Genomic DNA, 12,197 nt, shown 5'->3' on the forward strand with positions numbered 1-12,197 from the left:
GATATCTACAGAACTTAGCAATACTTAACACTTCTCTCTAACACATAACTGTTTCAACCAAAATGTAATTCTCGATGGCAATTGGGACAAACAGCTATTGCGTTATCAACTGTATCTTTGCCACCGTCTGCCAATCTTTTATTATGATGAACTTCTAAGTAGGGGGTTCCATCAGAAGCCCTTTTAAACGGAGCTTCCTTTTCACAATTCTCACAAATACCATTTGCTCGAATCAATACCTCGCCAATAACGTCTGCATTACGCTTAAATGCCCTCGTAGCTACTTCATATGGTTCAGGATAAACGGTACTTCTACTTGCTAAACGAACTTCCCTTTTCTTGTTACCATCTTTAATTGCCTGTTTTACAGCCAAGTAAAGCTCTTCATCAGTATCTACACGTTTATTTAACTCTTCAAGCATTTGCACCATCACTTCGTAATGCCTTTTTTCAATTTCAAACAGTGTTCCTCTATGAAAATGGACTACTTCACAGTCTTCCAATTCTATAGATTCTTTTAGAGTCTCCAACTTCAAAGTATTTTCATAGTCTCTTATTTTTTGGAACTCTACTTCAATTGCGTCATTCTCTTCATACTTTTCTATAACCTTGCAAAGAGTAGTTATCGCCCTCTCCCCACCTGTAGCATATGCAATAACACAATCTCCTACTTTAATATCCTTAAAGCAATTTTCATTTTTACGTCTGTTCCCATTTTCTTTATGACTGGAATAAGTTTGAGTTTTACCTACCTTTATATCCGTAAAAGTCCAATTATAGCCAGTTGAATTAACATTAAGCCAAAAATATCTTGCTTGATTTTTATATTCAGGAAGTACAACATATTCCCCTCGACCAACTCTTTTGAAATATTTCTTGTAAGTTGGACTGTGTGTATTTTCGCTTGCATTTGTCAAAATAACTCTCATATGACTTTCGCTTACATCTATCTTATTTTTTTCACAAAAGAGTCTAACCTTTTCATGTGTAATCGGTTCGACCATATAACCATTATTAACCGCTCTAACGATTTCATATCCTAATCCACTATCTCCATATTTCGCCATTATTGTTACAACCCCTATACCAAATTTGAATAATAACCCTTTTATATTATATTCGACAAAAGCATACAAAAACCTTGATTCGAAGAGATATAATAAGCACGCAATGTAGATGTTGAAATTACAATATGTTGATAAAAGGGGCATATCTATAAGGCAAGGTATAAGTTAATAACGTTCATAATTTCTTTTATTCGGTTTATATTTTTGTATAAATCCTAACCTTATTATCCGATGTAATTCATCCTTGGTCTTCCCAATTATAACACTGGTTACGTACTCCCTTCCTAAAGCGATTCCTCCTTTTTTGATTGATTCATTATCAGCAATCTCCAATATTTTTTTAATACTATTTGTTTCCGCATACTTTTTAATTATCCATTGTTCCAGCGTATCTACTTCGTAACACTCAACTAATTCGATATAGTTTCGTAAGCGTTCAATTTCTTTTCTTGCTTTATCAGGTGTAATTAGTTTATGTGGCAAACCGACCCCTACCTTTCTATAATATTGTTAGCTATAGTATATCTATTTTTTTAGATATATCGGGAGCATTTATTTTATATATAATTACTTCCCCTGACTTTTCACCACATATTTGGTCACAATCTTTCTTGCTTGGAGTGTCCGCATATGCATCGTAACTATCTGTGTTAATAATTTCATCAAAATAAATATAATTTTCGTAGTTCTCCCATTCTTTCCACATGGTATAACTTACACTTTCTCTATTACTTTTTTTCATATTATCGCCTCCTATAGCTACAATCGAAACAGAATTAGAAAAGGTGGCAATATGTTGAAAAAATATGACATTTAATTCTTAAGACAACCTTTAGGATTAAATCCAATTGAAAATGATTAATTATATATGAAAGATCTTAGCTTCTTTTTTTCGTATTACTACCATGTACCTGACAGATCTCTTTTTTGAATCATTTCTGCATTTTTTAAACCTTTGAGTTTACTTTGAGTGAGTGCTGTGGTTTCATAAATAGTCTTTATGTTGAACTACTAAAAACATATTTAATGTATTAGACCAGATTATAATGATTGGAAATTTATGTTAAAATAAATGGAGCTTGTGAAGAGTCGTACTTAAAGTAACGAAGCAGGTTAATTGAATAAGATATCAATTTTAATGCAGTGTTTGATGTATATTTGTTAAGGGGGTTTTTACAATGAATATGAAAAAGTTGCTTATAGGATTTCTTGGGTTTTTAGTATTTTTAGTGGGCTGTAATGCAGAAGATGAAGTTGAATCTCCTATTTACAAGGGTGAAAGATTGAACATTGGTGTAATAGGCGAAACACCTGATGTAAGGGAGCAGAATGTTAATTTCCAAAGTATAACTTTAGACAAATTAGAATCAAATGTTAAAAACATTTTTACTGAGTTCGATGCTGTTTTCATTATGAAGGAATACCTGGTACAAGCAGGAGAAAGGCAATATGCAAAAGTGTATAGCGAATTAGAAATACCTGTTTTCTTCATTCAATCAAAGAAATCATATCTACCATTTATATATGATGATATGACCTATGAAGAATCTCCTAATATTGAAGACCAAACATATGCAACAGGCATTTTGAGTGAAGAAAAAGATACATTTAAAACTTGGGGCTACGGATTATACAATGATACTGAAAATGAAACCAATATAAAAGATGTTTATACAAGGATATTTACAACTATTGAGTCAGAGGTGAAATAAGCATTATTTAATAAATTCGCTTGTTCAACAAACTGGTGCTTATCTTTAATTAGAAATTATATAAAATTATAAGGGGATGCGTACATGGGTATTTTATTTATAGTTCTTCCAATCGCTTCAATTTTAGTTGGACTATATTTCATTACATTAGGACTTTGGGAATTAAGAGAAGGCGTAAATAAAAAACAATACATTAAGTATATGTTCACAGGGTTATTTTTACTGGTTATTCTAACACCAATGATGTGGCTTTTTGGAAGTAGCTTTCTCAGGATGAGTTAAGTTTGTGAAGCAATACACTTAAATTAACAGGTGCTTTAATTGAATAAAAGATAATTGAAGAGTGGAAAATGCAACTACTTATGAACAAAGGGGTAGTGAAAAGACAGTAGACAGTATATGAAGCTATAACTCTACTGATTGCTCTGATTCATTTGTTCAGTATTTTTAGGTGTGATTATAGCTATATTGTCTCTGTTTAAAGGAAGTTAGCCACTCTTGCTATAATCTGATCGGCACAGGTGACTAATTATAACTGGTGCTGATTTCCCAAAGGAAAATCATACTATTGCACAGGCAATTCTATACGGTCATATAAACTGCCTATTTTAATCATACACTTTTTTTACGGTATTGCAATTTTATGCCTCAATGTGGTTGTTTTCCAAAAATGGCACAATCACTTTTCTCCCTTTCTTACATTATTCTAATCCATATTCATTCATCTCTTTATTCATTTTTTGATCACAATATAGTTGCCTAAACAACGACAATAAAAATACCACAGTAACAAACACTGTGGTAGAGCCAAAAATTTATACTTTCTTATCTTTTAGGGATTGTCGTATGGTAGAGAAATATTTATTAGATGATGAAACATTATATTTTATAATCGAATTTATTGCCACTTCTGACAAAGTCCCATCTAACGCATTGAATCTTCAGGCTTTTTTCTGTCTGTTACATTACGGGAAGCGATAACAATATGCTTGATGTTTTCCTTTTCATTCAATACAGGAATCCATTGAGCTTCTAAATAACGCCACTGACCTTGGACATCCTTAAATCTATAATTCACCCAAAAAGGTGTCTTAGATGCAATCATAGATTCAAACTTTTCTCGCAGGTTCGGGAAGTCAATGGGTTCGACTATCTTAAATATAGAGTGTCCTTCAAGGGATGACGGCGATAATCCAAAGAGTTCCTCATGAGATGGTGACGCATACTTTACCAGCCCAGACGCATCTATAATTGCAGTGAAATCTGACATATGTTCGGCAATGAGTCGACTATTAGTCTCACTCTGTTTTAATGCTTCTTCAACCTTTATCCGTTCTGTAATATCAACACATGAAGCAATAACCTCAACAACCCTTCCTCCTTTGACAACAGGGCGTAAGGATGCTAAGTGGGTGACTCCATTCATTTTTGCTTCATAAGAAATGCCCTTTTCACCTTCCCAGGCTCGCTTATAATATTGGGCTTGTCTTTCTGCTTCTTCATTGGATTGAAAATCCTTTAATTCTCTTCAAATAACTTGCTCAGGGGTCAATCCTATTTTGTAAAGTAACTCCCCCCCCGCAAAGTGTGTGAATGAATTTAGCGTCTTCCTTTATATATTTAAACGTCATTCCTTGTTGCATTCTAATGGTATCCAATAACTCTTGACGTGCAATCTGCAATGCCTTTTCCATCCATTGTCGATTTTGTAATCCTTCAGGGATTCCGTAAAGATTAACGTTTTTTTCAATCTCGCCAAATTGTAGTACAAATTCCTTTGGTGGGAGAGGCTTGCTAAATAAATAACCCTCTGATATTTCACATAAATTTTGTTGTAAAAAAATGAGTTGGTCTTTTGTTTCGACTCCCTCAGCGATGACTTCAAGTTTTAATTGATGTGCCATAGCTATTATAGTTTTTACAATGGTGGCATCATTCATGTCCTTCGTACAATGACGAATAAACGATTGATCAATTTTAAGTTTGTCGATCGGGGCATCCTTCAGGTAATGAAGAGAACTAAACCCTGTCCCAAAGTCATCTAAACTAATTTTTACACCTAATTCTTTCAGTTGTCTTAGAACTTTCAGAACGTGGTCACTATCTGCCATCATACTCTCAGTAATCTCCAGTTCGAGATTTTTAGGGTCAAGTCCTGATTCCCATATAACTTGTCTAATCATTTCAACTAAGTTTGGCTGATAAAGCTGTCTTACAGAAAGATTAACTGACAACTCAAAAGGAGGTAGCCCATTCTCCTGCCATTTCTTAGCCTGCAAACATGCCGTACGTAAAACCCATTCACCCATTGGTATGATAAGTCCCGTTTCCTCTGCCCTGGGAATAAATTCTCCTGGTGAAATGAACCCTTTTTCTGGATGATTCCAACGCATCAGTGCCTCTGCACCAACCATTTTCCCTGTAGAAAGATTGACTTTCGGTTGGTAATATAATTCAAACTCCTGTTGTTCCAGTGCTTTACGTAGATCCATTTCGACTTCAAATTTTTTATATGTTTTTTCAATTTGATTTGAAAAATAAAATTGATAATTGTTTGTTCCCTTTCGTTTCGCCCGATACATAGCTGAATCAGCCTTTTTAATTAGTGTTTCAACATCATCGCCATCATGTGGATAGGAGCTGATACCAATACTTGGTGTTGTGTATAGTTCATATTGATCAATATAAAACGGCTTCGTGAAACAATCAAGAATTTGATTAGCGACAATGGTAATTTTTTCTTGATCCATGTTTAAAAGAGAAACAAGAAATTCGTCTCCACCATTTCGTGCCAATTCACCTTGATTGCCAATATATTCTATGAGTCTTTTAGAAACCGCCTGTAACAAACGATCCCCTATGCCATGTCCCATCGAATCATTAATCATTTTAAATCGGTCTAAATCAAAGAAGAGTATAGCCAAATTTTCAGTAGTATTTTCAGCTAAAGTAGTCTTCAAATGATTGTAAAAGTGATGACGATTTGATAATCCAGTTAAGGCATCATGATAAGCCATGTACTCAATCGTTTCTTGTGCCTTTTTTTGCTCAGTAATATCTGAGACCGCACCGATGGCCGCTGTGTTACCTTGGTACACCATAGTGGATCCATAATTCTGCACATACAGTAACGTATTGTCTTTTTTCACCATTCGATATTGATAGTCTACATTAACAGAACTGTCAAGCAAGCGTTTTTTTATATTTTCATACACCATTGGGCGGTCTTCTGGATAGATACAATCTATGACGTTTGACCCAATAATCTCATCCTCGCTATACCCCAACATTTCAAGAAGTTTTGGATTAGCATAAATAAATTTTCCGTCTTGGGTTATATAAGTCCCAACTAACGAGTTCTCTGTTAAGTTTCTGTATTTTTCTTCCGCTTCCGCTAATGCCTTTTGTGCGTTTTTATGTTCCGTAATATCTTTGAGAATCGCATACACACCAACGACTTGGTTATTTACAATGATGGGGATGTTTGTAATATTAAGATTAAACTGCTCACCACTTTCACTATATATAGCCGTTTCATGGTTTGTTGATGTACCTTTTGTTGCTGTATAAAAATTTTCTAAAGTCTTTTCCAATTGATCTGGAACAACATGGGGGGCGAAGGATCGGTGGAGCAATTCTTCTTCAGTATATCCATAGGACTCTACAATCTTATTCGCACTTAAAAATTTCCCTTCTGTGTCGAAAGTTAATACCATATCAGGGTTTTGTTGATAAAGTGACTGATAAAATTGTTCATTCATCTTTAAATCTACCAGTTGTTTTTGTATTTTTTTCTCTGTGTGAGACTTAAATAGAACAAAAGCGAAAATGTTAAGAATTACAATACCAACGCCTACTATAATTACCATATATACCCCTCAAATCCACAGTTTTCTCCTGTATTTTATAAAAAAGGACTAACCGAAAACCGATTAGTCCTTTTAAAAAGTATCGGTAACTGGCTGGCCTAATCCTTCGATCTTAGCCCCTGTAGTTTTGCGTCTTCATCTTTCGATAAATTTGCCTTTATCTATTATTCATTTGTTTACTTTCTATATATATCTAACCCTCAAATAAATTGTCTGCAACTTAAACTTCTGTAACTTTAATCACTACTTCGAATAACACTACTTAATACCTACTATCATACAGCAAATTCTATTAATAATCGAGAACTTTTGGCAAAATCAGGTAAAGTAAACCTTCACGCACTAAACAATATATAGTACAATATAACTGTAATCATAAAAATAATTAAGGCATCCTCCGATAATGGAAAACTTACTGAAAGGTAAGGTCGCAAAGCTACGGGTCTAAGGTAATATGCTGTGATAGCCGAGTTACCGAAGAGGGTGAGACACAAGGTTAGTCTCCTAATTGGTGAGACTAACCTTTTCTCTTTTGTAGTAGGCTGTTTATTGGGGACTAATTTCCTACAATCCTTAAAATTAGTAGCTCTCCCATATGAAGAAGGGATAGATATGAGGCCAATCTTAATTGCTTACGATTCGACATTTATGAGAACCTGGTTAAAATATATAATTGAACCATATGAACAATATATTGTCATTGCGGAAGCGAGAGACGGACAAGAAGCCATTGATCAGCATAAAAAACATAAAACAGACATTGTTTTACTTGATATAACCATGCAAAAGTTAGTGGATCAACAACATTAAAAGAAATTCTATAAGTTGATTACAACGGTAAGGTAATTATGTGTTCAGCCATGGGGTCGAAACAAAATATAATTGAAGCTATTGATGCGGGTGCGAAAGACTTTATAGTAAAGCCCCATTTTAATGGACTTGTTAAAGCAATCGAAAAGATAGATATATATTAACACACATCAAAAATAAATTAGGTACATGGAAAGCAACTTACCAAGGGGAAATTACTGATGAAGTTTTTAGACAACAACCTGTTAATAGATGCCTACCAAAAGGCTATTGAATTAGAATTCGAAATGGATTTTATCCTTCTTTTAAAAAGTGAGTTGAATTTCAGAGGGATCGATCCTCAAAGTTCTAACTTAACATATAATTGAGAATTAGGTAAATCCCTCTCTTTCAAAGGAAAAATTGGGTTATTTTGGCATTGAAGTTCGAACTCAATAAAACCAAATTTTATTATTCGCCATACCCGCCTCCCCTTCGCTAAATTTTTTTGTATTGTCTGAGCAGTTCAATAGCTCTCTTATTTTTCTTAGATATTTGAGATCCATAGTCATCTGGAAGCCTTGTAAACTTTCTTGCGGTTGCCTGCTTTTTTGCCTCTCGCATAACAATCTTTCTCCACTATATCGTGATATTATCCCTCTTCTTTCATGAACTTAATAAACTCCGATTGCCTTACACCAGTTTTCTCTTCAATTGTTTTAGCGGTGAGATTCAATTCATGTGCCTCTTCAGCAAGGTTAATCGCAATTCGTTTCGCAACTTCATATTTTCCCCCTTGTAGTTCTTCCAAATCATTTCTTTCAACCGCCAAAATACCGATGATTGTATAAATATCTACTTTATTATCAAGCAAACTAATCACAATATTCCAAACTTTTTTCCTTGCTTTCTTAACGATATCTTCAAAGTCTTGATTATTATTCATGCTCTTCCCCTCTACCTTTTCGACAAATTGTAAAACCTCTGCTTCACCCAAAGATTCTATTGAAACACCCTTTTTCTGGCAGTATTCAATTAATGAACGAACCTTCACTTTTTTAGTCATTGGTACAGTGTAAACTCCGTCTGGAAACCCGATCTCAAACGCCTCACTCTCTTCAATTAACCTTTTAACATCCTTATCCATTTTGTTTCCTCTCTTCCTTTCAAGAATGTAATTGGTAAAAAATAATTTACCATTATATAAAAAAAAGCACTCACCCATCATTATCAGGTAAGTGCTTCTATATATACGTTATTTATATTGGACTGAAAACTAATCATAGTTCACGCATCCCTTTAGAAAATTTTAGTCGAACCTCTACTTTTAAGTTTACCACTTGTTTCAGTTACATACCATGCGAATCTTACTTTGATTTTCTTTTTCATTATTAAGGATTGGAACAGCGGTAAGTTGTAATTTATTTTGGCTGGAATTAACGTAATTTATATGCTAAATCTATGAAAGATCGGATTTGTTCAAAATTATCCACCCATTCTAACCGTATATACGTTTCATGAGGATACCTTTCTTCATCATGCCTTTGTCTATCAAATTTCCTTCCAATAACATTATCTATTTCATTTTGTATGCTTAGCCCTAATCGTTGTTCCTTTTTACCAATATGCAGGATAAAATGTCTTTGTCTCTGAATTGATAAAGTAGCAAACTTAGGTTTTCCAATTCTTTTGTAACCAATTCCATCTCTTGTTCCTGCATCCTGAACATCTTTATATCCTGCTTCTTCCCAAATATAATTGTGAATTTTCCTTGCTAATTTTTGTGCCTTTACCTTCTCGAACTGTAAAAAGGAATATTCATTAGTTTTTGCACTACCTATACAATTGATAACACAGAACTCTTCAAATTGTTCTAATAAAAAGCACGTCAAAGTTTCTTTAGTCTTTCTAAATTGTTGTAATTGTTCCAAATAAAATACCCTTATTTTATTCCACGTCACAACTATATTTTCCTCAACATTTTGATCTACAGCAAACCTTTTTTTATGTCCCTCGATCTGATTGATTTCTATGTAAGATTTTAAACCTATTTTAGTCTCTAATAATATTGAAACTGAATCTGAAAGGATTGCCCCATCGGGAATACTATATTTTTTATCCTGTAGATTATTTATTATATTATCAGTTTCGGCAATTCCGATTACAATTGCTTGTGGGGTCTTACGATGAAGCTCATTGGTGACTTGATACATGTACTCAAAGGAGTTTTCACCGTTCCCCTTGAATCCTAACCACTCTATGAAATTCTTTGTTAATAATGGCGAAGAATGTTGCAGTACATTTATAAATGCTTTTGTTGTGTTATTTTCTATTTGTAGTAGTTTTCTTTCTTCTGATCCATTTCTTGTTTGTCCTCGGTAATAATGAAAGATGTTATTGTATATAGACATTCCTGTCCCTTCTCCCAAATATAAATTGTTCCTCTATAAGTATTAGTTTTACATTAGCCTCATATCGTTTTGAACATACTTACCTTAACCTTGTTCAAACCAAGCTGGCAAGAATAAATTGAATATGGATATAATAGCAATAACTCATTTATCGTCATCATATTTTATTTATATGTAGTAGTTATTTTTATTTATAACAACACTTAATAAACACACTATGTTTAGTGAATTAATAATTTTCCAATCTCTTTTGTATAAATGCTGGTTCTTGCTTTCCAGTCATTGAAACTGATCATAAATAGGCCAAAACGCTTTTTATCCGTACTTCTTTGTATATAATCCTTTTTTAGTAAATTCCCAGTTTCCACTCCTTTTAATGGCATACCAAATAGATTTATTAATAGCATTATCTATATACGTTTCAAATACGCTTTTGTGATACGATGATTGTTGAAATAGATGTACTACTTCTGTATTTAAGTATCGCTTCCCATTCTGAACTGTTTTTTCAAACTCTAATATGAATTTTAATGTCTCTGCATTTAAAGAATATTTTTCATCCATATAACTGCCCCCTAACTTTTCTGTTTTTCACTTAAATTAACTAATTTTTAAGTATTACTTAATACTATCTTTACAATACTTACACTTAGGGCTTCTCCTACTATTTGGGGTTGCTTGCCACTCGTGTCCATTTACACATAACCACCAATATTCTTTTCTTGCATAAGCCCCTACTTCAAATGGACTTCTATCATTTTTAGTAGGATGCCATTGTTTAGCAATTTCAGGTTTCTTTACTGCTAAAGAATTCTCCTTCTTAACCTTTTTAGGTAAATAACGGCCATATAATTCATAACAAGTAGGGCATCCTCCACCACCTACCCGATCATAAACCACTTTAGGGTAACTATGGTTTTTCTCACATATCCACCAAACCTTATCATGAGAGCCTTTTGTCAGTTTTTGTGGAGTTAGATTCCCATTCTTATTATAGTCCCATTCAGTTGCGAGATGGGGGTTCGTAGTAGATAAACAATTGGTATCATTCGCCCTTTTACCTGCACAATACGGACATCCTTCACCGCCACCAGTACGTTCATTAATCATCTTATTGTATGTTGATTTACATTTTAGACAATCCCAGTAAACGACTTGGTTAGAAAATGGTAAGTATTTTTCAGGAGTAATATTCTTATTTAGTTCATAATTCCACTCTCTTGCAATTTCTGGAAATAATAATATCAAGTTATATTCTTCGGTTGCAACCTGACCACTACAGACTTTACAACCATGCCCTTGGGCTTTACTGCCAATCTGGACTAAAGTTGTGTGTCCTTTTCCACAGATAAACCATGCCTTATGGTTTGAGTATTGTTTAAAATGTTCAGGTCTTAACGGGTGATTTTTCCAATAGTCCCATATAGTTTCTATTTCTGGACAATTGTCTAATAGACTATCCTTTTCAATGATTGGTGGAATTTGAGCAAGTATAGGTATGTTGTCTAAATCAACATTAATTCTTTCTATTATTCTTTCAATGCCATTTGTATATCCTTTATATTGCTTATCTATCATTAAGAGTAAATGTTCAATCAGTTGTCCAATTGTTTTATTTGACGTACGCTCATATAAATATTCCTTTACTCCATCAATTTTAAGTGGGGATAATCCATTATCTCTTATACGGATTAGATCATAATCTCTATCTATGATAAGTTCACTTTTTTCTTTATCTAAGTTAAACCTATCCCTATGGGTATGCCCGCCATCATACTCAATTATTAGATTAAAAGATGGTATTATGACATCAACCGATTTATATTTGCCAATACCCTCAATATTTGCATTTAGTTCTGCATCTCTGAATACTTGCTTTAAATAAAAGTAAATTGCAAGTTCAGGAAAGCTCACATTATATCTTTCGTGACATTTAGGACAACCAGTATTCTTAATTGCTCTGCTTTTAGCTTGTGTACTCCATAAATGCCCGCATTCTTTACATCGCCATTTAATAAACTTATCAGAGCCAGTTCTGATAGTATTAGGCGTATGCATGCCATTTTCTGTCTCACACCATTCTTCAACTAAATCTGGTCGCTCTTCAGCAATTAATCCTCTTGTATTCTTCATATTTTTGTCTCCATTGTAAAGGACTGATCAGTTAATATATTCGTCAGTTTCCAACCATTTTGTTGCTCTTAATTTTTATAATGATTCATACGATCTTTTATCCCAGTTTCATTTACAATTATATCAATTTCTCCACCGTACCATTTTGAAATTAAATTAGTTTCAAGATTAATAAATTTCTTCATGCTGATTATTCTCCTTTTGATAGTTTTTGCG

At 33.6% G+C, this 12,197-nt stretch carries 14 protein-coding genes and 2 riboswitches; of the genes, 4 read left to right on the forward strand and 10 right to left on the reverse strand.

Going from position 1 to position 12,197, the window contains the following annotated elements:
• Positions 1–53: 53 nt before the first annotated feature.
• The 3 genes from VBD025_RS02860 to VBD025_RS02870 all read right to left on the reverse strand — a co-directional run bounded on the left by VBD025_RS02860 (position 54) and on the right by VBD025_RS02870 (position 1,809).
• Positions 54–1,067: an HNH endonuclease gene (locus VBD025_RS02860; RefSeq protein WP_430789132.1), complete on the reverse strand. Its 1,014-nt coding sequence runs from the start codon at positions 1,065–1,067 to the stop codon at positions 54–56.
• A 165-nt stretch (positions 1,068–1,232) separates the two neighbouring features.
• The gene (locus VBD025_RS02865; protein ID WP_430789134.1) at positions 1,233–1,550 is read right to left on the reverse strand and encodes a hypothetical protein; all 318 of its coding nucleotides are present in this window, start codon (positions 1,548–1,550) and stop codon (positions 1,233–1,235) included.
• A 31-nt stretch (positions 1,551–1,581) separates the two neighbouring features.
• Complete coding sequence (locus tag VBD025_RS02870) at positions 1,582–1,809, reverse strand: hypothetical protein (RefSeq protein ID WP_430789136.1); 228 nt, start codon at positions 1,807–1,809, stop codon at positions 1,582–1,584.
• 436 nt (positions 1,810–2,245) lie between these two features.
• On the opposite strand from VBD025_RS02870, the gene VBD025_RS02875 reads away from it, so the two are divergent.
• Both VBD025_RS02875 and VBD025_RS02880 read left to right on the forward strand, forming a co-directional pair.
• On the forward strand, positions 2,246–2,779 hold the full coding sequence (locus VBD025_RS02875) for a hypothetical protein (protein WP_430789138.1): 534 nt from the start codon (positions 2,246–2,248) through the stop codon (positions 2,777–2,779).
• A gap of 84 nt (positions 2,780–2,863) precedes the next feature.
• On the forward strand, positions 2,864–3,061 hold the full coding sequence (locus VBD025_RS02880) for a hypothetical protein (RefSeq protein ID WP_430789140.1): 198 nt from the start codon (positions 2,864–2,866) through the stop codon (positions 3,059–3,061).
• Positions 3,062–3,704: 643 nt separating this feature from the next.
• Here VBD025_RS02880 and VBD025_RS02885 read toward each other — a convergent pair.
• Together VBD025_RS02885 and VBD025_RS02890 are read right to left on the reverse strand one after the other, a co-directional pair.
• Complete coding sequence (locus tag VBD025_RS02885) at positions 3,705–4,205, reverse strand: PAS domain S-box protein (protein ID WP_430789142.1); 501 nt, start codon at positions 4,203–4,205, stop codon at positions 3,705–3,707.
• A 115-nt stretch (positions 4,206–4,320) separates the two neighbouring features.
• On the reverse strand, positions 4,321–6,648 hold the full coding sequence (locus tag VBD025_RS02890) for a sensor domain-containing protein (protein WP_430789144.1): 2,328 nt from the start codon (positions 6,646–6,648) through the stop codon (positions 4,321–4,323).
• A gap of 81 nt (positions 6,649–6,729) precedes the next feature.
• Positions 6,730–6,814: riboswitch (cyclic di-GMP riboswitch) on the reverse strand.
• A gap of 229 nt (positions 6,815–7,043) precedes the next feature.
• Positions 7,044–7,127, forward strand: a riboswitch (cyclic di-GMP riboswitch).
• A 133-nt stretch (positions 7,128–7,260) separates the two neighbouring features.
• Here VBD025_RS02890 and VBD025_RS02895 point away from each other — a divergent pair.
• Both VBD025_RS02895 and sda read left to right on the forward strand, forming a co-directional pair.
• Positions 7,261–7,458, forward strand: coding sequence for a response regulator (locus tag VBD025_RS02895; RefSeq protein ID WP_430789146.1), 198 nt, complete (start codon positions 7,261–7,263; stop codon positions 7,456–7,458).
• Between the two features lie 221 nt (positions 7,459–7,679).
• Positions 7,680–7,826 (forward strand): sporulation histidine kinase inhibitor Sda, encoded by a 147-nt coding sequence (gene sda, locus VBD025_RS02900; protein ID WP_430789148.1) that lies wholly within the window; start codon positions 7,680–7,682, stop codon positions 7,824–7,826.
• A gap of 109 nt (positions 7,827–7,935) precedes the next feature.
• Here sda and VBD025_RS02905 read toward each other — a convergent pair whose 3' ends face one another.
• The 5 genes from VBD025_RS02905 to VBD025_RS02925 all read right to left on the reverse strand — a co-directional run bounded on the left by VBD025_RS02905 (position 7,936) and on the right by VBD025_RS02925 (position 11,981).
• Positions 7,936–8,061 (reverse strand): hypothetical protein, encoded by a 126-nt coding sequence (locus VBD025_RS02905; protein ID WP_430789150.1) that lies wholly within the window; start codon positions 8,059–8,061, stop codon positions 7,936–7,938.
• Positions 8,062–8,089: 28 nt separating this feature from the next.
• Entirely contained in the window at positions 8,090–8,584 is a 495-nt protein-coding gene (locus VBD025_RS02910) for a hypothetical protein (RefSeq protein ID WP_430789152.1), read from the reverse strand.
• Positions 8,585–8,873: 289 nt separating this feature from the next.
• On the reverse strand, positions 8,874–9,848 hold the full coding sequence (locus VBD025_RS02915; RefSeq protein WP_430789154.1) for a hypothetical protein: 975 nt from the start codon (positions 9,846–9,848) through the stop codon (positions 8,874–8,876).
• A gap of 315 nt (positions 9,849–10,163) precedes the next feature.
• On the reverse strand, positions 10,164–10,412 hold the full coding sequence (locus VBD025_RS02920) for a hypothetical protein (RefSeq protein ID WP_430789156.1): 249 nt from the start codon (positions 10,410–10,412) through the stop codon (positions 10,164–10,166).
• A gap of 54 nt (positions 10,413–10,466) precedes the next feature.
• Entirely contained in the window at positions 10,467–11,981 is a 1,515-nt protein-coding gene (locus VBD025_RS02925; RefSeq protein ID WP_430789159.1) for a zinc-ribbon domain-containing protein, read from the reverse strand.
• Between the last annotated feature and the right edge of the window lie 216 nt (positions 11,982–12,197).

This window comes from Virgibacillus flavescens (assembly GCF_050574275.1).
GTDB classification, from domain to species: domain Bacteria; phylum Bacillota; class Bacilli; order Bacillales; family Amphibacillaceae; genus Virgibacillus_F; species Virgibacillus_F flavescens.